General features: G+C 57.5%; 24 protein-coding genes. 14 read left to right on the top strand and 10 right to left on the bottom strand.

The genetic code is table 11. The annotated features are described in order from the left end of the window. Positions 1–17 precede the first annotated feature (17 nt). Both ACUNV4_RS20205 and ACUNV4_RS20200 read right to left on the bottom strand, forming a co-directional pair. Entirely contained in the window at positions 18–671 is a 654-nt protein-coding gene (locus ACUNV4_RS20205; RefSeq protein ID WP_430880419.1) for an SCO family protein, read from the bottom strand. Further along, positions 668–1,462: an SURF1 family protein gene (locus ACUNV4_RS20200; protein WP_430880418.1), complete on the bottom strand. Its 795-nt coding sequence runs from the start codon at positions 1,460–1,462 to the stop codon at positions 668–670. Before ACUNV4_RS20200 ends, ACUNV4_RS20205 begins: the two co-directional genes overlap by 4 nt. A gap of 11 nt (positions 1,463–1,473) precedes the next feature. Here ACUNV4_RS20200 and ACUNV4_RS20195 point away from each other — a divergent pair, with 11 nt between their 5' ends. Further along, positions 1,474–1,803, top strand: coding sequence for a twin transmembrane helix small protein (locus ACUNV4_RS20195; RefSeq protein ID WP_430880417.1), 330 nt, complete (start codon positions 1,474–1,476; stop codon positions 1,801–1,803). Positions 1,804–1,988: 185 nt separating this feature from the next. Here the strand turns inward: ACUNV4_RS20195 and ACUNV4_RS20190 are convergent, their stop codons facing one another. The 7 genes from ACUNV4_RS20190 to ACUNV4_RS20160 all read right to left on the bottom strand — a co-directional run bounded on the left by ACUNV4_RS20190 (position 1,989) and on the right by ACUNV4_RS20160 (position 8,288). Continuing rightward, complete coding sequence (locus ACUNV4_RS20190) at positions 1,989–2,861, bottom strand: cytochrome c oxidase subunit 3 (protein WP_430880416.1); 873 nt, start codon at positions 2,859–2,861, stop codon at positions 1,989–1,991. Positions 2,862–2,915: 54 nt separating this feature from the next. Further along, positions 2,916–3,485 (bottom strand): cytochrome c oxidase assembly protein, encoded by a 570-nt coding sequence (locus tag ACUNV4_RS20185; RefSeq protein WP_430880415.1) that lies wholly within the window; start codon positions 3,483–3,485, stop codon positions 2,916–2,918. Then, complete coding sequence (locus tag ACUNV4_RS20180) at positions 3,482–3,643, bottom strand: hypothetical protein (protein WP_430880414.1); 162 nt, start codon at positions 3,641–3,643, stop codon at positions 3,482–3,484. The genes ACUNV4_RS20185 and ACUNV4_RS20180 overlap by 4 nt, the downstream gene beginning before the upstream one ends. Positions 3,644–3,677: 34 nt before the next feature. Next, a complete protein-coding gene (gene ctaD, locus ACUNV4_RS20175) occupies positions 3,678–5,306 on the bottom strand; it encodes a cytochrome c oxidase subunit I (protein ID WP_430880413.1) in 1,629 nt (542 codons plus the stop codon). Next, positions 5,306–6,559, bottom strand: coding sequence for a cytochrome c oxidase subunit II (gene coxB / locus ACUNV4_RS20170; RefSeq protein WP_430880412.1), 1,254 nt, complete (start codon positions 6,557–6,559; stop codon positions 5,306–5,308). Before coxB ends, ctaD begins: the two co-directional genes overlap by 1 nt. Positions 6,560–6,722: 163 nt before the next feature. Beyond that, positions 6,723–7,196: a DUF2244 domain-containing protein gene (locus tag ACUNV4_RS20165; RefSeq protein WP_430880411.1), complete on the bottom strand. Its 474-nt coding sequence runs from the start codon at positions 7,194–7,196 to the stop codon at positions 6,723–6,725. A gap of 132 nt (positions 7,197–7,328) precedes the next feature. After that, on the bottom strand, positions 7,329–8,288 hold the full coding sequence (locus ACUNV4_RS20160; RefSeq protein WP_430880410.1) for a methyltransferase domain-containing protein: 960 nt from the start codon (positions 8,286–8,288) through the stop codon (positions 7,329–7,331). A 136-nt stretch (positions 8,289–8,424) separates the two neighbouring features. Between ACUNV4_RS20160 and plsY the strand changes: the two genes are divergently transcribed. Then, on the top strand, positions 8,425–9,030 hold the full coding sequence (plsY, locus tag ACUNV4_RS20155) for a glycerol-3-phosphate 1-O-acyltransferase PlsY (protein ID WP_430880409.1): 606 nt from the start codon (positions 8,425–8,427) through the stop codon (positions 9,028–9,030). A 16-nt stretch (positions 9,031–9,046) separates the two neighbouring features. Here the strand turns inward: plsY and tsaD are convergent, their stop codons facing one another. After that, positions 9,047–10,078, bottom strand: coding sequence for a tRNA (adenosine(37)-N6)-threonylcarbamoyltransferase complex transferase subunit TsaD (gene tsaD / locus ACUNV4_RS20150; protein WP_430880408.1), 1,032 nt, complete (start codon positions 10,076–10,078; stop codon positions 9,047–9,049). Positions 10,079–10,365: 287 nt separating this feature from the next. Here tsaD and rpsU point away from each other — a divergent pair, with 287 nt between their 5' ends. The 12 genes from rpsU (at position 10,366) to ACUNV4_RS20090 (ending at position 21,984) form a co-directional block, all read left to right on the top strand. Further along, positions 10,366–10,581, top strand: a complete 216-nt coding sequence (gene rpsU / locus ACUNV4_RS20145; RefSeq protein ID WP_088916618.1) for a 30S ribosomal protein S21 — start codon at positions 10,366–10,368, stop codon at positions 10,579–10,581. A gap of 199 nt (positions 10,582–10,780) precedes the next feature. Next, on the top strand, positions 10,781–11,230 hold the full coding sequence (locus tag ACUNV4_RS20140; RefSeq protein WP_430880407.1) for a GatB/YqeY domain-containing protein: 450 nt from the start codon (positions 10,781–10,783) through the stop codon (positions 11,228–11,230). Between the two features lie 37 nt (positions 11,231–11,267). Next, positions 11,268–12,722 (top strand): FAD-dependent oxidoreductase, encoded by a 1,455-nt coding sequence (locus ACUNV4_RS20135; protein ID WP_430880406.1) that lies wholly within the window; start codon positions 11,268–11,270, stop codon positions 12,720–12,722. 23 nt (positions 12,723–12,745) lie between these two features. Continuing rightward, positions 12,746–13,804, top strand: coding sequence for a uroporphyrinogen decarboxylase (gene hemE, locus ACUNV4_RS20130; protein ID WP_430880405.1), 1,059 nt, complete (start codon positions 12,746–12,748; stop codon positions 13,802–13,804). Positions 13,805–14,147: 343 nt separating this feature from the next. Further along, positions 14,148–15,422, top strand: a complete 1,275-nt coding sequence (locus ACUNV4_RS20125) for an aminotransferase class V-fold PLP-dependent enzyme (RefSeq protein ID WP_430880404.1) — start codon at positions 14,148–14,150, stop codon at positions 15,420–15,422. A 96-nt stretch (positions 15,423–15,518) separates the two neighbouring features. Continuing rightward, on the top strand, positions 15,519–16,166 hold the full coding sequence (pxpB, locus tag ACUNV4_RS20120) for a 5-oxoprolinase subunit PxpB (RefSeq protein ID WP_430880403.1): 648 nt from the start codon (positions 15,519–15,521) through the stop codon (positions 16,164–16,166). Then, positions 16,163–17,149 (top strand): 5-oxoprolinase subunit C family protein, encoded by a 987-nt coding sequence (locus ACUNV4_RS20115; protein WP_430880402.1) that lies wholly within the window; start codon positions 16,163–16,165, stop codon positions 17,147–17,149. Before pxpB ends, ACUNV4_RS20115 begins: the two co-directional genes overlap by 4 nt. Next, entirely contained in the window at positions 17,146–17,907 is a 762-nt protein-coding gene (locus ACUNV4_RS20110) for a LamB/YcsF family protein (RefSeq protein WP_430880401.1), read from the top strand. Before ACUNV4_RS20115 ends, ACUNV4_RS20110 begins: the two co-directional genes overlap by 4 nt. 89 nt (positions 17,908–17,996) lie before the next feature. After that, the gene (locus ACUNV4_RS20105; protein WP_430880400.1) at positions 17,997–18,905 is read left to right on the top strand and encodes a LysR family transcriptional regulator; all 909 of its coding nucleotides are present in this window, start codon (positions 17,997–17,999) and stop codon (positions 18,903–18,905) included. Between the two features lie 166 nt (positions 18,906–19,071). Next, positions 19,072–20,037, top strand: a complete 966-nt coding sequence (locus ACUNV4_RS20100; RefSeq protein WP_430880399.1) for a TRAP transporter substrate-binding protein — start codon at positions 19,072–19,074, stop codon at positions 20,035–20,037. A gap of 126 nt (positions 20,038–20,163) precedes the next feature. Further along, positions 20,164–20,649, top strand: coding sequence for a TRAP transporter small permease (locus tag ACUNV4_RS20095; protein ID WP_430880398.1), 486 nt, complete (start codon positions 20,164–20,166; stop codon positions 20,647–20,649). Positions 20,650–20,682: 33 nt separating this feature from the next. Continuing rightward, complete coding sequence (locus ACUNV4_RS20090; RefSeq protein ID WP_430880397.1) at positions 20,683–21,984, top strand: TRAP transporter large permease; 1,302 nt, start codon at positions 20,683–20,685, stop codon at positions 21,982–21,984. The last annotated feature ends 28 nt before the right edge of the window (positions 21,985–22,012 follow it).

Raw genomic sequence — 22,012 nt, 5'->3', positions numbered from 1 at the left:
ATATCAAGTGCCTGAGGTTAACCGATGCGCGATACTTTTAACAGGTGCTTGATATCCTTGAGCATGGATTCCGGAGGCAGATCGGCAGGAAAGCGCAGCATGACATTGCCGAACGGATCCAGCAGATAGATGGCGCCGGTCGAGGATTCCATGGCGGACTCCGCCGCACGAACCTGGTCCTTCAGAACGGCCTGTTCCGCTGGACTACCCGTGGCGACGATCAGACCAAGGTGTTCCGCCTGCAAGGCTTCATCCAGTTGTTCGGCCGATTCTGCCAACACCACTCTCTGCACACGATCCATACGCTGATTCAGCGCAAGCCGTACCTGCCTCATGTTGTAGAGACTCATTCTACATGCATCCAGACACTCACCTTCGGGCATGTACAACATCGTCCAGATACCGTAAAGGCTTTCCAGTTCTAATACTTCATCCGACGCCTGCAGGCTGAATTCGGTGAGGGGAACCGCCGGCTTGATCAGTTGCCCGCGCGATGTATCGCCCACCTGACCGCCGCTCAATCTCACCACCTGCAGGTAGATCGTCGCCAGAATCAATGGCACGGCAAAAACCGCCAGAATGGTCAGCAGCTTGATTCGCGACGCACGACGTTTGACCGGATCGATCTCGGGATAATCGGATTCGCTCTTGGGCGAGGCGGTTTCACTCATGATGGTTTTCTCTGATCTGATCCGGTTCGTGACTTGCGCGTGTTGACCACGACAAAGATGATGGTCAGTGCCAGCGCCATCGCGAACCATTGAAACGCGTAACTATAGTGTTTTGCCGGTCCGGATGCCGACGGTTGCCAGTTGGCAATCAGCCATTCTGGGCGAGCAGTCAATACCGTGCGGTCGGAACCGTCTTCTGCCAGAGTCTGTGCCTGGACCAGCACAGGTAACAACGGAACACCCAGCACCTTTTCGATGGCCTGGTAATCCAGATACTGAAGCAGCTGGGGCCATTCGCCCTCCTCAGGCAGTGCTTCGCCACTGGCAAAACCCTTGGAAGGTCTGGACAGGAAGCCTTCGATGGCTACTGACCGCTCTGATGCCGTCTCCGGCAAACTGACAGTGGGTAGTTGCGCTCGCGATGGTCCGGGTGCGATCCATCCGCGGTTGACCAGTACCCATTGCCCACCTTCAAGTTGCAGTGGCACCAGAACCTCGAATCCAGCCTGTCCCTTGTGCGTACGATTATCCCACAATAATTGACGGGTTCCATCGTATTCACCCTGCATCGACACCCGTGTATAGGATGCTGCCGCCGCCTCGATGTCCTCGATGTTCGTCAGCGGAATCGCCGGTGCACGGCGAGAAGCCTCCGCCGCCTCGGCCATCGATACCTTCAGGGCCGCCCGATTCAGCTGCCAGTTCCCCAACCAGAGCATGCAGGACAGCAATGCTGCATAGAGCACTACCGCCCAGAGTCTGGGAGTAAACTGGTAATCAAAGAATCTCATGGTCCTGCTTGATGCTACTCGTTAAATTTGTCGTCATTCTGCTGTTGTGCTTTGTCATCATCAGCCTGTTCAGCGGACTGTACTTTCTGGTCAAGGACAAGGGCCAGTCCAGCCGGACGGTCAATGCTCTGACCCTGCGCATAGGCCTGTCCGTCATCGCCATCATCATCGTGCTGATTGCCGGAGCCACCGGGATACTGGAAATGAACCCGGACCCCATGTCAGGCCAGTCGCCCTCGGTGAGCCGTGATGAGACGCTCGACCCACCGGATACGACGGCAACCCCGGAAACATCGATCTTCGGCAGTGGTGGCAGACGACGCGTCGAAGAAGGCTCCTGACAACTCCGGTACAAGCTCCCCTGCTCTGCCCCGTTCCTTACACCGATTACGCATTGCCCAATAAAAAAGGGCGAGAATCATCTCGCCCTTTCTCGACTGCTTCGCGCCCTGCTGCCCTGCCCGACCTGACGTTTCCAGCGCTCGTCAAGGTTCAGGAAGAAGCTGTCGGACCGATCGAATCCCGATCAGACCAGATAGACGAAGATGAACAGTCCCAACCAGACTACGTCCACGAAGTGCCAGTACCAGGCAGCGGCTTCGAAGGCAAAGTGATTCTCGGCGCTGAAGTGGTTGCGGATGGCGCGAATCATGACCACCAGCAGGATGATGGCTCCCATGGTGACGTGGAAACCGTGGAATCCTGTCAGCAGGTAGAACGTGGAACCGTAGATGCCACTGTTCATGGTCAGGTTCATCGCCGAATAGGCATGCATGTATTCTTCAGCCTGCAGAAAGACGAAGATGAAGCCCAGTGTGACCGTGGCCAGCAACCAGAGAATGAAAGGCTTGCGATGACCTGCCCGGATGGCGTGGTGGGCGAAGGTACAGGTGACACCACTGGTCAGCAGCAGCAGAGTATTGATCAGTGGCAGTCCGAACCAGCCCATCTGCTGGAAATTGCCGCCGATATCTCCCGGACCGTTTGTGGGCCAGACGTAATCGTATCCTTGATACAGCAAGGCATTGGTCACATCGGCGCCACCGCCGCCGATACCGCCAATCCAGGGACCGGAGAAGGTACGTGCATAGAACAACGCCCCGAAGAAGGCTGCGAAGAACATGACTTCGGAGAAGATGAACCACATCATCGACAGCCGGAAGGATGAATCGACCTGCGAGTTGTAGGCACCGGATTCACTTTCCTTGGCCACTTGTCCGAACCAGCCGAACATCATGAACACCATGACACCCACGCCAAGGAAGAACATCTCCCTGCCAAGCGGTGCGTCATTCAACCAGGATGCGAATCCATAGAAGAAGATGAACAGCCCGATGGACCCGACGATTGGCCAGCGTGCTGAATGAGGGACGTAATAGGCTGTTGTGGCACCACTCATGTCTTGATCCTTTGCGAGCGCGCTGGCGCCCGGATAGTCATTGAATACGAAAAATCAGCTTTGTTCTGGCGAACGGAAGAACGTGTACGACAATGTCACTCGATCGACATTGACGGGAATGTCAGGGTCGATGATGAAGGTCAGTGGCATGTGCATCGAGCCCTTCGCCTCGAACGCCTGCCGGGTGAAACAGAAGCATTCCGTCTTGTTGAAGTACTTCGCTGCCGCAAACGGCGTCACGCTGGGTGTCGCCTGGGCAACTACCGGCGTATTCGACAGATTCTCTGCATAGTAACTGGCGTGATACAGCGTGCCGGGCTTCACGGTCATGGTCTGGACATCCGGCCGAAAGATCCACGAGCCACTCTGGTTGATGCTGGCAGTGAATTCGACAATGATTTCGCGCTCCTCGGCAACCGTCGGAGCTTCTGCCACTTCACTGACACTGACTCGCCCGGTCTTGCCGTTGAGCCCGGTGATATCACAGATGATGTCGTACAACGGCACCATCAGATAACCAAAGCCGAACATGGCGCAAGCCAGCAACAGCATCTTGCCCGCCACCAGGCCATGTGAGCGTTGCTCGCGTACCTCTGCCACCTGCTCGCCAGTACCCTCGCTCATGCCACTTGCCCCCGGAAATACAGGATATAGATGATGCTGCCGGCATAGAGACACAGGGCGACTGCGGCCAGAAACAGCGGCAGGCGATAGCGTCGGAAGAAACCGGGAGCCGCGTCCTGCTCCCGGGTTTTCGACTGAGGTGCTTGCCCTTCACTCATGATGTGAGTTGTCCGCATGTTTCCGACTCACGTCTTATCGCGTAACCGTGTCCGGATTGATGACCGGTGCAGTTTCGAAGGTGTGATAAGGAGCTGGTGAGGCCACGGTCCATTCCAGACCACGAGCACCTTCCCAGACTTCATCCGTCGCCTTCTCGCCACCTTTCACACACTTGACGATGATGTAGACAAACATCAGCTGACTGAAACCGAAACCGAACGCACCGATGGTTGCGATCATGTTCCAGTCCGCGAACTGCAGACTGTAGTCCGGAATACGTCGCGGCATGCCCGCCAGACCAACGAAGTGCATGGGGAAGAACAGCACGTTGACGAAGATGGTGGAGATCCAGAAGTGCATCTTGCCCAGCTTTTCGTCATACATGTTGCCGGTCCACTTCGGCAGCCAGTAGTAGGTTGCAGCCATGAGTGAGTAGATCGCACCCGGGACCAGAACGTAGTGGAAGTGCGCGACCACGAAGTACGTGTCGTGATACTGGATATCGGCCGGCGTGATCGCCAGCATCAGCCCGGACAGGCCACCGATGGTGAACATGATCACAAAGCCGATGGCAAACAGCATCGGTGTTTCAAAGGTCATGGCACCGCGCCACATGGTAGCGACCCAGTTGAACACCTTGACCCCGGTGGGCACCGAAATCATCATCGTCGAGAACATGAAGAACAGCTCACCTGCCAGCGGCATACCGGTGGTGAACATGTGGTGAGCCCAGACGATGAACGACAGGAAGGCGATGGAAGCGGTTGCGTACACCATGGAGTCATAACCGAACAATGGCTTGCGCGCAAAGGTCGGGATGATGGAAGACACGATACCGAAAGCCGGCAGGATCAGGATGTACACCTCCGGATGACCGAAGAACCAGAAGATGTGCTGGAACATGACCGGATCACCACCGCCTGCAGCGCTGAAGAAGCTGGTACCGAAGTAGCGATCGGTCAGCAGCATGGTAACCGCACCGGCAAAGACCGGAATGGTGGCAATCAGCAGATAGGCCGTTATCAACCAGGTCCAGACGAACATGGGCATCTTCATGAATGTCATGCCAGGTGCACGCATGTTGAAGATGGTGGCCACGATATTGATGGAGCCCATGACCGAGGAGATACCCATGAAATGGATGGCAAAGATCACGAAGGCAAAACTGTCACCCATCTGCAGGACCAGCGGCGGGTACAGCGTCCAGCCACCTGCAGGACCACCACTGTCCATGAACAGCGTGGAGAGCATGATGATGAAGGCGAACGGCATGATCCAGAAGGACCAGTTGTTCAGACGTGGCAGCGCCATGTCGGGTGCACCGATCATCATCGGAATCATCCAGTTGGCCAGGCCGACGAATGCAGGCATGACCACACCGAAGATCATGACGATGGCGTGCAAGGTGGTCATGGAATTGAAGAACATCGGATCCACGATCTGGATGCCCGGCTGGAACAGTTCCGCACGGATGACCAGAGCCATGGCACCGCCGATGAAGAACATCAGCAGTGAGAACCACAGGTAGAGCGAACCGATATCCTTGTGGTTGGTCGTGGTGACCCAACGCATCAGACCCGGTGCAGGTCCGTGGTGGTCGTGATCATCGTGATGATCGTGCTGCTCGCCTGGCGCGTGGTGAGTGACGTCTGAAGCGCTCATCAGTTGACTCCCGTGTTTGAATTCAATTCAGGCATGGCAGCCACCTTGCCTGGCAGAGTCAGGTCATTCTCGGCTGTCTTGTTACCCAGACGCAGCGACTGAACCTGCGACGGCTGCAGCGTGTCGCCGGTACCATTGCCGAAGGCGTTGCGCTGATAAGTGATGACGGCGGCGATATCGGCGTCTGACAGAACTTCGGAGAAGCGTGACATCATGGTGCCTTCGACACCGTTCATGACCGTGCTCAGGTGCTTGTCGATGCTGCCGGTGGCCACGTCGCTGCCTGCGATGGCCGGGAACATGCCGGGGATGCCCTGTCCTTCAGCCTGATGACAGCTCATGCAGTTGGCCTGATAGACCTGCTCTCCAGCGGAGACCAGTTCTTCGTGGGCCCACTGACGCTCGGACTCATCACCTCGTGAAGCCATGGCCAGCTTCTGATCGGCTACCCACGCGTCGTATTCATCCTGGGGAACGGCACGCACGACAACCGGCATGAAGCCGTGGTCGCGTCCACACAGTTCGGCGCATTTGCCGCGATAGATGCCGGGCTCTTCGATAAGCGCCCAGTTCTCGTTGATGAAGCCGGGAATCGCATCCTTCTTGATGGCCAGATCCTGAACCCACCAGGAATGAATGACATCGGCGGAGGTGTGCAGAAAACGGATCTTCTTGCCAACCGGCACTACCAGCTCGTTGTCGACTTCACGCAGGTAGACATCTTCTTCGCCGTTGAATGACTCGCCCGGGAACGCTGTGGCCAGATCGATGTCGGAACCCTGCTGACGTGCCAGATTGTGTTCGCTCTTCAGCTGGCTGTAGAAGGAGACACCGCTGTCCAGATAATCGTAGCGCCAGCGCCACTGGTAACCGGTTACCTTGATGGAGAGCTCCGAGTCGCTGAAGTCTTCCATCTTGATGAGAACGCGGGCTGCCGGAATGGCCATGGCGATCAGAATGACCAGAGGCACGACGGTCCAGACGATTTCCACCGTGGTGCTCTCGTGGAAATCGGCAGGCTTGACGCCACGTGACTTGCGATGCAGGAACATGGAAACGATCATCACGCTGAACACGGCCACACCGATAGCCACGCAGACGTAGAAAATCCGCATGTGCAAGGTATGAACCTCGTTACTGATTTCTGTAACGCCTTTCGGCATGTTCAACGCTCCCCAGTCAGCCCATGCCCCGAGAGGCAGCATGAGCAGGACCAATGACAGAAGCGCCCAACGACTAACGTTAGACGTCATAACCATTCTCCAAGATGTATTACCGAAATTATCAACCGAATGAAACAATCAATGCAAGCGTTCGAACAGCGCTGGTCCATTGACTCCATGAGCCTCGCTACCGATATCGCATCACCGCCGACTGCACCTGACCTTTACCAAAAACCGAAACTCCGACACGCAGCTAGCGCGCCAGAGCAGACTTCAATTCTGCGTAGAGTGCTCGTTTTTCATCCTTGTTGAGACAGCTGCCCAGGGCATACCGCTCGCCATGGGCCACGACACTCAGATGACCGACCTCGAACACGCTATCGGGAAAACTGTAAGCCAACCGACTCCACTGGCGCGGCAAGTTTACAGTGACTTCGGGATGATTGTAGCCCCACTCGAGACGAATCGCTTCATTGTCGACGGTGATTACCTCTTTTCTGGACAATCTTTTCTGTGTCAGATAGAGACAGACAACGATCAGCACGACCTCGGCTCCCGCAAACGGCAGAATCATCCACATGCCGAACCAGGCCATCGCAATCGCCATGCCCATGCAGACAATTCCGAGCGATGCAGCCAGATAAAGATTCTGGCGCCAGCTCATCGAGCGATTGGCCATCACGATGATGCGCACGGTCGCCCCCTTGTCATCCTGTATCTCGATCATTCGCAGACTGCCTGTTGACCACGGAGGTATTCATCGAATGCCGCCCTCATCGATTGTACGATGGCAGACGAAAGATGGTTGTCCGAATGTGTACCAACGCTGTGGCACATCCGCCACCGTCAGGCACTGCATTCAATCGCGCGACTCGCCCGGCACGCCCTCGCTGCGCCGCCCCCGGCTGCCACGCAGACTGTCGATCGACACCCGGTATTCGTCACCCGCCCGTCTGCCTGGCAAATCCAGCTCCCCCTTCCAGCCATGCCCCTGCACCAGTTCCAATGTAACGGCAAAGCGCTCCGCATCTGCAGCAGCAGTATCCAGAGCCTGTCGCACACTCGGCGACATCAGGCCTTGACGGCGACCATTGGCGATATTGAGCGCACCCAACTCCCGCAACTCGCTCTGCAATGCCCCCATGCTCGGGTAGTCGACTCGCAGATTGTCGCGATCCAGCACCGGCGCGGCAAACCCCGATGCCATCAGGGTATCCCCCAGATCATGCATGTCCACCAGTCCGAAGCCGTGCGGATGACTGTCGATGGTGGCCCAGGCCGCCCGATACTCAAGCAGGGTGTCCGGTCCGGCACTGGTAAAGAAGAAGGCGCCGCCGCCAGTCAGAATTCTGGCGACTTCCTCGAATACCCGATGCGGTGAATGACACCAGGGCAGCAGCAGGTTGCAGACCACCAGGTCGAAGCTGCCGTCGGCAAAGGGCAAGGCATGCGGATCGCAGGCGACCGTTTCCGGAGAACCCGGCTCGGCTTGCAGACGGGTACGTACCGAACGCCATGGTCGCCGCAGCCAGCGTGACCAGGAATCCGGTTTGCCCGCGGTCGACGCCGGCCCCGGGGCAGGATCCGCACCGACAATCTGCGCCTGCGGGAAACGTCGCTGCAAGGCGTCCAGCTGATAGCCACTGCGACACCCCAGATCGAGCACACGTGTCGGCTCGATCGCCAGCAGATCCAGCCGCTCCCGCAGCCTTTCCCCAACGGTCTCGAACACCGCCGCATGCGCATCGAAACCACCTGCAGCCTTCTGGAAATGGCGACGCACCAGCGACATCGGGCCGGGTTGTATCAGCAGACTCATGCGTTCGAGCTCACGAACGAACTGCCAGCGAAGGGCACGGTGAAACCCCTTTTCCTAGTCGATTTGTCATCAGGCGTTTATCCCGTCGTCGCGATTCTTATATAGTGGTGCCAATTCCATCAGACACCCACTACTTGTGTTCAGCGCAGATCTTGCCATACCCGCCCTGTTCGTGGCTGTACTTGCCTACCTCGCAGGCTCCGTCTCTGCCGCCATTCTGGTGTGCCGCATGATGGGCCTGGAAGATCCGCGCACGGCCGGCTCCGGCAATCCGGGCGCAACCAATGTCCTGCGTGTCGGCGGCAAGCTGCCCGCCATCCTCACGCTGCTGGGCGATGGACTGAAGGGATTTCTGCCCGTGCTCATCACGGCCAACCTGATTGACCATCCGGCTACCATCGCTCTGGCAGCGCTGGCCGCATTCATCGGCCATCTCTACCCTGTATTCTTCAACTTCGAAGGAGGCAAGGGTGTCGCCACGGCACTGGGCGCCCTGCTCGGTATCGATCTCTCGGTGGGCGCCCTGGCATTACTGACCTGGCTGGCCGTCAGTCTTGCCTTCAAACGCTCCTCCCTGGCGGCTCTGGTCACTTTCGCCCTGGTACCGGTCTATCTCCTGTTCGAAGGCCACCAGACATTTGCCGCCGGCTTCTTCGTCATCGGCGCCTTCCTCTATTACACGCATCGCGGCAATATCCAGCGCCTGCTGAACGGCACCGAGCCTGTCATCGGCAAACGCTGAACAGCCGGCGAAACACTCAGGCCATCAATGACTCCAGCGGCCAGCGCGGCTTGACGCTGACCGCCAGATCACTGGATTCACCTCGCTGCAAGCGGCTGGCTCCCGCCAGTGCGATCATCGCGCCATTGTCGGTACAGAACTCAAGACGCGGGTAGAACACCTGCACTCCGTCGGCTTCCAGCGCATCAGCCGCCTGACGCAGCTGCCGGTTGGCACTGACCCCACCCGAGATGACCAGTCGCGACAGTCCGGTCTGTTGCAGCGCTCGCCGACTCTTGCCGATCAGCACCTCGACCACGGCCAGCTCGAAAGAAGCGGCCAGATCTGCCTTGAACCGCGCCAGCTCATCATCGCTGGTTCCCTGCTTCCCGTTGAATGCCTTGTAACGGGTTATGGCAGCGGTCTTCAGCCCGCTGAAGCTGAAATCCAGATCGGCTCGATCCATCATCGGCCGTGGCAGACTGACGTTTGCCGGATCACCTGTCTCCGCCAGCCTCGACAGCGCCGGACCACCCGGATAGGAAAGACCCAGCATCTTGGCCGTCTTGTCAAAGGCTTCACCAGCGGCATCGTCGATGGACTCTCCGAGCAGGCGATAGTCACCTGGTGCCTGCACGTGAATGAGCTGGGTATGCCCGCCGGACACCAGCAGACAGATGAACGGAAACTCCGGCGCTTCCGGCTCCAGCATCGGCGCCAGCACATGGCCCTCGAGGTGATGCACTCCCAGGGCCGGCCGTTGCAGTGCCCAGGCCAGCCCGCGAGCCATCATGGCACCGGTCAGCAAGGCCCCGGCCAGACCCGGTCCGGCGGTATAGGCCACAGCGTCGATCGCCGCCAGCTCGATACCCGCCTCATCGCAGACCTGACGGGTCAGCGGTACCAGGCGTCGAACGTGATCCCGCGAAGCCAGCTCCGGCACCACACCACCATACAGGGCGTGCAGATCCACCTGACTGAACAGGGCATGGGCCAGCAGACCCCGCTCGGTACAGTAGAGAGCCAGCCCCGTTTCATCACAGGAGCTCTCGATTCCGAGAATGATCATTGGACTTTCCGTCAAAATCCGGCGAGTGTAGCAGCAGCATTTCGTCCTTCGCCAGAACAGCCTGACACCTCGGGCGTCGGGCTACGGTTATATTTCTCTCAAGTTCGGTCGTCAACAGCCGCTCAGGTTCGGTTCCGGGTCGGACCACAGACCGCTCAGGCACTGTGCACGCGCAGAACCGGACGGGCTCTGCCTGTCAGCCAGTCAGATTTTTCCGGTATCTTGAGCAATCGGGTCGAAAACCGTTATACTAGAGAACTTTCCGCGATTCACCGAGTAATTCATTAATGCCTTCAGTACGCGTCAAAGAAAACGAGCCTTTCGAAATGGCACTGCGCCGTTTCAAGCGATCCTGTGAAAAGGCGGGAGTTCTCACCGAGACTCGCCGTCGTGAGTTCTACGAGAAGCCGACTACCGAGCGCAAGCGCAAGGCAGCAGCAGCCGTCAAGCGTCACCAGAAGAAGGTCTCCAAGGAGTCCTCTCGTCGCGTTCGTCTGTACTGATCTCGTAGATCAGGACTGGTGCCAACCGGGCACAATGTGCCCCGGTTGATTACAGCCGGTTTGCTGGTACAGTGAAGCTGCAATACCAGCGTTTTCAGTAGTAAGCAAAATTCAGTGTGCGTCGGCACCGCCTCAGGTTGAGCCAGTCTCAACGGTCTTACCGTGCGCATCCCTTCTAGCTGTCCTTCGGATCCACGTGATGAGTGATACCCGTCAACGCGTTCTGGATGACATCAAGACTGCGATGAAAGCAGGCGACAAGTCTCGCCTTGCCACGTTGCGCCTGATGTCAGCTGCCATCAAGCAAAAGGAAGTCGATGAACGCATCGAGCTTGATGAGACCGCCACCATTGCCATACTCGACAAACTGCTCAAGCAGCGTCGCGAGTCCATCAGTCAGTATTCGGCCGCGGGCCGGGACGACCTTGTCGCCCAGGAACAGACGGAAGCCGATCTGATTCAGACCTACCTGCCCGAAGCCATGAGTGAAGCCGAGATTCTGGCGCTGATCGATGGCGCCATCGTCGAGGCTGACGCCACGTCGGTCAAGGACATGGGCAAGGTCATGGCCATCGTGAAGCCGAAGATGCAGGGACGCGCTGACATGAGTGTTGTCAGCAAATCGATCAAGGACCGCCTGAACGGCTGAATCCTGTCCCCTTTGATGCCTCAGCAGAGAAAATCCCATGAGTGACACGACATTCCAGTTTCTCGACTTGCCCCGGAAAGACCCCAAGAAAGTCAAGGCAGCTGTTCGCATCAAGAATTTCAATGAAATCTACGGGCAGTTCTCTCCCGAGAAGGCAGCCGGCCAGTCTGCCCGCTGCCTGTCCTGTGGCAATCCTTACTGCGAGTGGAAGTGTCCCGTACACAACTACATCCCGAACTGGCTGAAGCTGGTTGCCGAGGGCAATCTGTTCGAAGCTGCCGAGTTGTCACACAAGACCAATTCACTGCCCGAGATGTGTGGTCGCGTCTGTCCACAGGATCGCCTGTGCGAAGGGGCCTGCACACTCAACGACGGCTTCGGCGCCGTCACCATCGGCTCCATCGAGAAGTACATCACCGATGAGGCGCTGAAACAGGGCTGGCGACCGGACATGTCCGGCGTTGTTGCCACTGGCCAGAAGGTCGCCATCATTGGCGCAGGCCCGGCAGGTCTGGGCTGTGCCGACGTTTTGACCCGCAACGGTGTCAAGGCGGTGGTCTACGACAAGTACTCCCAGATCGGCGGACTGCTGACGTTCGGCATCCCCCCGTTCAAGCTGGAGAAGGAAGTGGTTTTCACCCGCCAGGAAATCATGGAAGAGATGGGCGTCGAGTTCGTGCTGAATACCGAAGTCGGCAAGGACATCCCCTTCCAGCAACTGCTGGATGAATACGATGCAGTCTTCCTTGGCATGGGAACCTATACCTCCATGCGAGGCGGTTTCCCGGGCGAAGACCTGAAGAACGTGCATGAAGCGCTGCCTTTCCTGATTTCCAACGTCAACCATCAGTACGGTTGGGACGAGAATGCGGACAATTTCGTCAATCTCGATGGCAAGAAAGTCGTGGTACTCGGTGGTGGTGACACTGCCATGGATTGCAACCGTACTTCCATTCGCCAGGGCGCCCAGTCCGTCACCTGCGCGTATCGTCGTGACGAGAAGAACATGCCGGGCTCGCGCCGCGAGGTCAAGAATGCCAAGGAAGAAGGCGTGGAATTCCTGTGGAATCGCCAGCCTGTCGAACTGGTCGGCTCCGACTCCGGCAACGTCACCGGTGTCAGAGTGGTCACGACCCGCATGGGTGAAGCAGACGATCGCGGTCGCCGCATGCCGGAAGTCGTGCCTGATACCGAAGAAGTCATTCCGGCAGACGCAGTCCTGATCGCTTTCGGCTTTCGCCCCAATCCGGCCCCATGGTTCACCGAGTTCGGAATCGACACCGATGATCGCGGTCGCGTGGTTGCTCCCGGCCACGGGGCGCTCATGCATCAGACCAGCAATCCGAAGGTGTTTGCCGGTGGCGATATGGTCAGAGGTTCCGATCTCGTGGTAACAGCCGTTTTCGAAGGGCGCAACGCTGCAGAAGGCATCGTGCAATATCTCGCCACCGAACGGGCTGCACAGACCTCCACTCATACCGTCACAGCCTGACGGTTGCCCAGTTCAATGTGACCATGACCGCAGCTCTGCAGAACGACCTTTACCTTCGCGCCCTGAACCGCGAGGAGACGGAACGCACGCCCGTCTGGGTGATGCGTCAGGCGGGTCGCTACCTGCCAGAATACCTGCGAGTGCGTCAGCAGGCCGGCGACTTCATGTCACTGTGCAGCAACCCGGAACTGGCCTGCGAAGTCACTCTGCAGCCGATTGACCGATTCAATCTGGATGCGGCCATCCTGTTCTCGGACATTCTCACCATCCCTGATGCCATGGGACTCGGGCTGCATTTCGAGGCCGGTGAAGGCCCGAAATTCTCCAGTCCGGTGCGCTCGCGTGCCGATGTCGAGAATCTGCCCGTGCCCGACCCGAGCGACAAGCTGCGTTATGTCATGGATGCTGTCAGCACCATACGCCGCGAACTCGATGGCCGTGTGCCACTGATCGGATTCTCCGGCAGCCCCTGGACACTGGCCACCTACATGGTCGAAGGTGGCGGCACCAAGGATTTCTCGAAGATCAAGGGCATGCTGTTCTCCGACCCGGCCCTGCTGCACGAGATGCTGGACAAGACGGCACGCTCGGTCATCAGTTACCTGAACGCGCAGGTAGAAGCCGGTGCGCAGTCTCTGATGATTTTCGACACCTGGGGTGGCGTTCTGTCACCAGCCAACTATCGCGAGTTTTCCCTGCGCTACATGCAGCAGATTGTTGACGGTCTGACTCGCGAGGCCGAAGGGCGCAAGGTACCTGTCGTGCTGTTCACCAAGAACGGCGGACAATGGCTGGATATCATGGCCGATACCGGCTGTGATGGCCTGGGTGTCGACTGGACCATCGACCTGGCCGATGCCCGGCGAAAAACCGGCGATCGCGTTGCCCTGCAGGGCAACCTGGATCCGTCCGCATTGTATGGCTCACCCGAGAGCATTCGCAGCAACGTCAAGCGTGTGCTCGACAGCTACGGTGCAGGCCCGGGACATGTCTTCAACCTGGGTCATGGCATTCACCAGCACGTCAATCCGGATCACCTGGGTGTCATGGTGGAAGCGGTGCGTGAATTGAGCCAACGCTAGGCTCCTGCGGCTCAATGCAGGGCCGGCTTTCGTCAGTAGTACCTGCCTGCAACGACACGTCACCCGCGCCGCGTCGTTACATGCGCATTTTCGATGATTAATGATGATAATTAATCACTTTAAGTAAGGAGCCGAATCAGGCAATCTCAGTCCAACTTGCTGCGATAACGAAACCCGGGTGACGAGCTTCCTGCGGCTCTGGTAGAAAGCGGATGGCTTTCCAGGAGCACTTGCATCGTGGTCAAGTGACAACCGTGTTCATCAAACGAATGGAATGGACGACGTCAGTCTGATCGTCGCTGCCATTCGTGAGCTGAGCGTTGACGCCGAAAAGGATTGCCCAATGATTCAAGACAACCCCGCTCTCATCGCAGCAATTCGTGACCGTTTTGCTCATGTGGAGAGCTGCCCCTTTCAGGGACCACGCATCTACCTGGAAAATGGCGGTGGTGCATTGACCCTGAAATCGGTGATCGAGACTTCGGCGTTCCATGCCGCCATTCCCGATAACCAGGGTCGAGACAATCCGGCGGCCGCCGCGCTGTCCGGCATCATTGACAAGGCACGGGCAGATCTGCGGACCTTCATGAATCCGGCCGCAGGACAGTTCATTGTTGGCGAGACCGGCACGGAACTGTTGTTTCGCATGATCCGCACTGCCTGTGTCAACGCAGCAAAGGGTTCCAGGGTCATCGGCAGCTCGATCGAACACCCTTCCAGTCGCAGCGCGGCACAGCACTGGGCGGGTATCGCCGATCTCGAGTATGTGAACGTGCCGCACCAGGATTCACTCGGCCTCGTCACTGCCGACGACTATGCTGCCTGCATGACCCCGGACGTGGCGGTAGCAACCATCCTGCACGCCTCCCCTGTCACCGGCATCGGTATGGATGTGGCCGCCATTTCCAGAGCTATCCGTGCCGTAGCGCCAGAGTGCTTCATCATTGTCGATGGCATCCAGCACGCCGCTCATGGCCAGATGAATCTGCAAGCCTACGATGTCGACGGCTATGCGATTTCACCCTACAAGGTATTTTCACGCCATGGTTATGGCATCGCCTGGATCTCCGACCGACTCACCGAATTGCCTCATGAAGCCTTGAATGGCGGGCCCGTTGGTAACTGGGAACTGGGCACACGCGACACCGGTGCCTTTGCAACGATCTCCAATGTGGTCGAGTATTTCGACTGGCTGGGTGGCGAAGTCTCGGATGAGACCGAACCTCGGCTACGCATCGAGGCGGCCGGCAGAGCAATTCACACCTATGAAACCCATCTGACCAATGCATTGGTCAATGGCACCGCCAACCTGCCCGGGCTGCGCAGCATGAATGGCGTCACCATCATTGCCGGGGCAGACAATCCGAAACGTGAAGGCACCGTGTCTTTCGTGGTGGATGGTATTGCGTCCGCTGACATTGTCGACTTGCTGAAGAAGCAAGGAATCCGCACCCACACCCGCAAGGCTGACCACTACAGCGGCAATGTTCTGATTCCATTGAATCTGCCCGACTGCATACGTGTCTCCATGTGCCACTACAACACAACGGATGAAGTGGCTCGGACGCTGAAAGCGATCAGGGAAATCATCAGCAGCAAGTCACACGTCACTTCGTGAAATGACCTCCCCCAGCCAACGCGAGATCACTACATGAACAGTTTGCTGGCCTTGTCTTGTCGTGACACTCTGACTCGGCACGACGTGGACTGACTGGTGGAAAGCCCCGACTTGCAGATGTCCAGGCTCGGCGAAAGCGGCTTGCTGTTTCAGAGCAAGGGTCCGCTCAGCCTGGATGTTCAAGGACACTATTGGTCTCTGGACCTGCAGTGCCGGGACATTCAGGGCGTGGCTGAATGCGTTCTTGGTATGCACAGCCTGCTGCTGTGCCTGTCCCCGGACGCAGACCCGGAAGATATTCACCAGCGGGTATTACAATCGTGGAGATCGATCACGCCGATGGCTCCAAGGTCCACCCTTGTGGATATCCCCGTAGTCTATGACGGGGAAGATTTGAACGGTATAGCGGCCCGCAAGCATCTGTCTGTTGCAGAGATCGTGCTACTTCATACCAGCGGCGAATACACGGTGTTTGCACTGGGAAGCCAGCCCGGCTTTCCTTACCTGGGAGGTCTGGATGAACGTCTTGCCGAACCTCGACGGACCGAGCCTCGGGTACGCGTCGAAGCTGGCAGTGTGGTGATCGGCGGTGGCCAGACGGGCATCATTTCACGCACATCGCCATCCGGCTGGCACATTATCGGGCACACCGAGACTCAGCTGTTCGACATCAACAGAACACAGGCTGCCTTGTTGTCACCCGGTGACAGAGTCCGGTTTACCGCAGTGGCGATGAGCACGTGATCGAGATCATCACACCGGGCTTCTACTCATCGGTTCAGGATCAGGGTCGATTCGGCCATCGATCCGCTGGCGTTGGCTCTTGCGGGGCCATGGATGCGCAAGCGCTTGCCATCGGCAATGCAGCCCTGGGCAATACGGCCGACGCCGCGGCTCTGGAATTCACCTTGGGCGGCTTCGAGATCAAGGCGCAAAGCGATATCACCCTATGTCTGACAGGCGCACCGTTGGATGCAGAGATAGACGGTCGACCATTGTTCCGCTGGTGGGTGCAGACCGTCTTGAAAGGGCAACAACTGAAGGCCGGACGCTGCCAGTCCGGGATGCGTGTCTATCTCTGTGTACGGGGTGGTATTGATGTACCGCTGGTTCTCGGTTCGAGGTCGACCGACCTCAAGGGGCATTTTGGCGGCGTCGACGGTCGAGTGCTGAAGAGCGGCGACAAGCTGAGCGTCGGAGGCAGCCGCAACCCGGTCAAACCCACGAGGCTTGGCCTGAGCCCCAGAAGCTTTCCCGAGCTCTGGAGAGATCTGGACGAGACACCAACACTGAGATTCGTGCCGGCGAACGAATGGGATGAACTGGACACCAGCAATCAGGCTGAATTTCTGCGCACCGACTGGCAAATTACCCCCGAAAGCAACCGCGTCGGTTACCGGCTCTCCGGTCCGCAACTGCGAACAAGGACCCCGCGTGAAATGCTGTCTCACGGGATATTGCCAGGCACGATTCAGTTGCCACCCTCAGGACAACCCGTGGTTCAGTTGATGGATGCGAACACCGCGGGTGGCTATCCGAAACTGGGCAAGATCATCGACGCGGATTTGCCGGTTCTGGCACAGGTCCCATTGGGAAAACCAGTTCGCTTCCAAGCGTGCGCTGTCGAGGACGCCGTGGCAGCGCGAGAAGCACAGCAAAGGCAAACAGACAGAATACGGTGCCTGATGGCAATGGCTCGAGAGGACTACCGGGGAGCAATGAATTGAAAACGATTGACGTCAACTCCGACCTGGGGGAAGGCTTCGGCCCTTACCGCATCGCCCCTGACGAGCAGATCTTTCCCCTGGTCACATCCGCCAACATTGCCTGCGGGGCTCACGCCGGCGACCCGATGGTGATGGCTCAGGCTGTGACCCTTGCAGGCGAACACAAGGTCCGGATAGGCGGACATGTCGGTTACCCCGATAGAAACGGTTTCGGCCGACGCGCCCTGACGATGTCGCTGAAGGAACTGGAACTCGAGACCCTATCGCAACTGGGAGCACTGAGCGCAATTGCAGAACATGGTGGACACAGGCTGACTCACGCCAACTTTCACGGCGCACTGGGCAACCTGTCATTTGTCGATGCCGATGTCGCGCGCACACTGATACAGGCCATGAAATCCTTTGACCCGACACTCAAGTTCATCGGTTTACCGCATACCGAGGCTGCCTTGGCGGCAGAAAATGCGGGTGTCGAAACCATCCGATCCTTTCTCGCAGACCGCGGCTACATGGCAGCTGGCAGACTGGCGCCACGTGGAACCGAATCTGCGCTGATCAGCGATCTGGGAGCTGTAGAGTCAAGAGTGGCTCAGACACTGTCAAGCGGGAAACTGCGTCTCATCGATGGAAGCGAGGTTCCGTGCGAGTTCGACTCTGTTCTGGTCCATAGTGACACCCCAGGCAGCGTCGGCCTTGCACATGCCATCAGGAGGGGAGTTGCAGCCGCAGGATTCGAGATTGCCCCCTATCCGCTTTGATGCGCTACGAATTCATTCCATACAAGCATCCCGAACCGAGCAAAAATGTGCCACGGTGGAATCAAATCCGCCGGATTTGAGCAACAGGCATGAACACACGCATTACCCTGAAGCAGCTTGAAACACTGTACTGGATCGCCGAACTAGGCACATTTGAACGGGCAGCCGCCCATCTGTGCACAACGCAATCAGCCATCTCGAAGCGTGTACAGGAGCTGGAGCGAGGATCCCGGATAGAGATATTCGATCGCAGCCTGCGTGGAGCCAGATTGACAGCGCGCGGTGAACAGCTGTTCGAAGTGGCCAGGCAGATTCTCGAGCTTCACGATCAGATCATCGAAGTCCAGCATGGGGATTCCAAGCAGCCAAGATCGTTACGTATCGGGGTAACGGAACTGACTACCATCACCTGGCTGCCCCAGCTCATCTCGGCCATCAAGGAGCAGTTCGCCAATGTCAGAATCTTCCCGAAAGTGGATATGGCCAGAGCACTGTTCAATGATCTGGAGCAAAGTCAGCTTGACCTGGTCATCATTCCCGAAACGTTCACACTGCCTGAGTTCTCCTCCATTCCAGTTGCCAAGGTGCAGAACTACTGGATGGCGAAAAAAGGCCTTGTCGATCTGCCAGGACCGATCCGACACAGGGATCTGGCCCAGTATCCGGTCCTGGTCCAGGGACACTCATCGGGGTCGGGAATGTACCTGAACAAATGGCTCAAAGACCGCGGCGTCGTTTTCCAGGAAACCCTGGTGTGCGATTCCATGACCGCACTGCTCGGCCTGACGGTTGCGGGGCTCGGGGTTGCGTACCTGCCCTACGAATTCTGTCAGCGGCTTGAAGAATCAGGGAAACTTGAAGTCATTGAAACAGAAACGCCCTTGCCGCCTGTTCCCTACGTGGCCATGTACCGAAGCGACAGGCCTCATACCTTTGTCCACGAGATAGCCGAGCTTGTAAAACTGCATTGCGATTTTGGCAAAAGCTATCAGATCTGACCTTGATACAGTCGTATCCGGTAGTGATGACGGCTGCCGGATAGACAGTGACATTCCAGGAAGGAATGCAAGCATACGAATTTATATCGCTTTCTCTTGTCCTGCCAATGCCTGAACATACGTGAGGTAGATGTGTATTTGGCAACAATCCTGAAGGAGAGACAAGATGGTGTTTCGTACAATTGCGGCGCTGATGATTGCAAGCTCACCGGTCATGGGCGACAGCTGGGATTTGCCAATGGCCTGGCCAGATGGCAATTTCATCACGAGCAGTGCAGGCGTTTTTGCTGACGAAGTCAGAACATCGACAGAGGGACGCGTCGATATCACCATTCACCCTGGTGGCTCTCTGGGCTTCAAGGGCCCTGAAATGCTGGCAACGGTTCGCGACGGGCTGGTCCCCATTGGTGACTTGTTGCTACCACAGCAGATCGGTGATGAACCCTTGCTCGGATTGCCGGGCCTGCCGTTCATGTTTGCATCGTTTGACGCGTTTGAATCGTTCGACAACTATTTCCGTGACGATCTTGACGCAATCATGGCAAATCACAATCAGAAGGTTCTCTATACGATCCCCTGGCCAGCTCCACAGCTGTGGGTCGAAAAGGAGATAAGCGATATCGACTCCATGGCAGGCATTCGCGTCCGGACCTACGACAAGACGTCAACGGAAGTCTACGGCGCGGCTGGCATGACGCCAGTTCAGTTGCCATGGGGCGAAGTCATTCCCTCTCTGGCATCGGGCGCCATCGAAGGTGTCGTCACCTCTTCGTCATCTGCCGTCGATGGATCGTTCTGGGAATTCCTTTCACACGGGTATCCAACGGCACACTCCTGGAACCTGAACGCCATGACCGTGAACCTGGATAGCTGGAATGCCCTGAGTGACGAAGATCAGGCAAGCATCGCGAAGATCGCCGCGGACCTGCAACCCACCTTCTGGCAGGCAGCACGCGCCGAGGATGCGACCAGAATGGCCACGCTCGCCGACAATGGCATGACCCTGGGCACGGTGTCTCCCGAGCTTCACGACGCACTGGTTGCCAGGGCTGAACCATTGCGAACCAAGGCCGTGGAGGAGCTTGGAGAAAAGGGCAAGGCAATTTACGAGGGCTACCTCGCTACCCAATAGAGCGGCACTGTCTACCCATCAGGGTTCGTGAAATGGATCGCTGATGGTTCCACGATCTCTCAGCCGATATATCAGCATTTTCTGCGGCTCGAATTCCGAGCCGCGGACAACACAGGACAAGGGCACATGATCACTCCCATGGACAGAGTCTCCCGGTGTCTGTCATTGATATCAGGCATTGCCCTGGGATGTGTTGCCGTGCTTATCGTGCTCGAGATCATCCTTAGAAACGTGTTTGACATAAGCCTGCATTTTCTCTGGGAAATCGGCGTTTTTGTGCACATGGCTGCTGTCTTTCTCGGCCTGGCCTGGACGCTTCGTACGGGTGGGCATATTCGTGTGACCTGGCTTAAATCGGTTTTCCCACGAGCCGGTGAATGGCTGGCCTTGCTCATCGGGCTCGTGATTTCAGCGTATGTCAGTTTTGCACTGATCAAGCTGGCCTGGTCCTATTTTCAGTCAGGCAGGACCAGTGGCTCGATAACAGATACGCCCTTGATGTATCCGGCCGGCGTCATGGCATTCGGTGCACTGTTTCTGACCTTGCAGATTCTCTTCCGGGCGTTATCCCTGGCAAGAGGACTGCCCGAAGAAATCGATCCCGCTGCGTAGTTTCAATCGCCTGGAAACCGGACAGACCTCGCCATGCCCGCATCCATTCTTGTACCGCTGATCCTGCTGGTCCTCGTCCTTGGCTCTGGTGTATGGGTGGGTCTGGGCCTCTTTGGCATCGGCATAATCAGTATGGAGTTGTTCAGGTCGATTCCCGTCGAGAAACTGCTGGCACAGGCCGTCTGGAACGGCCTGAATTCGCCTGAACTGCTGGCACTTCCACTGTTCATCATGATGGCGGAATTGCTGTTCCGGTCTCGCTTCATCGATGGCCTGTTCGAGGCCCTCGAGCCATGGCTGCGACGTTTGCCGGGCGGACTGTTACACATCAATATCGTTGGCTGTACCCTGTTCGCCCTGATATCCGGATCATCTGCCGCGACTACCAGCTCGGTGGGTCGCATCACCATCAAGGAGCTTTCCGAGCGCGGCTACGACGAGAAGCTCATTCACGGCACCCTGGCCGGGGCGGGAACCCTCGGCTTCCTGATACCTCCCAGCATCGTGATGATCATCTACGGTGTTCTGTCACAGACGTCCGTGTTGAAGTTGTTTGCAGCCGGATTGCTACCCGGATTGCTGCTGGCTGCCTGTTTCATGGGGTTTGTGATGATCGTGGCCTTCCTGCGCCCCGAAAAAATCGGCCACGTCGACACGAGTGACGAGAACATCTGGCGAACCCGATTCTCCAGGCTGCCACGTCTGTTGCCTTTTCTGATACTGATCGTCTCGATTCTGGGCACCATGTATGGTGGACTGGCAAGCCCTACAGAAGCTGCCGCTGTGGCGGTCGTTGCCACCATCGGCATCATGGCCTTCGAGGGCAGCCTGTCGATTGCAAGCCTGAGCGCTGCGGCCATCGGCACGTCACGAACGGTTTCCATGCTGGGACTGATCATTGCCGCCGCCTCGTTCCTGTCGGTAACGATGGGTTTTCTGGGCATGCCACAAGCCATCGAGGCGCATATCGCCAACCTTGATCTCTCACCCTTGACCTTGATCCTGCTTCTGGTCGTGATCTACATCATTCTGGGGAGCTTTCTCGAAGGCATGTCGATCATCGTGATCACCATACCCATCGCTCTGCCACTGGTTGTGGGTGCAGGCTACGATCCGATCTGGTTCGGCATTTTCCTGATCCTGATGGTGGAACTTGCCCAGATATCGCCGCCCGTCGGAATGAACCTCTTCGTATTACAGGGGTTGACTCGCAAACCGCTCGGGCAGATTGTTCTGGCAGCCCTGCCGTTTTTTTTCATCATGCTGAGCTTTGTCGCGCTGCTGGCTGTGGCGCCCGGCATAGTGACATGGCTACCGGGCGTGCTGTTTGGCTGACAAAAGTGTGGCGGCAGTGCGCAACCCT

The organism is Granulosicoccus sp. 3-233, assembly GCF_052681095.1.
This window is presented reverse-complemented; position numbering and strand designations above follow the sequence as displayed.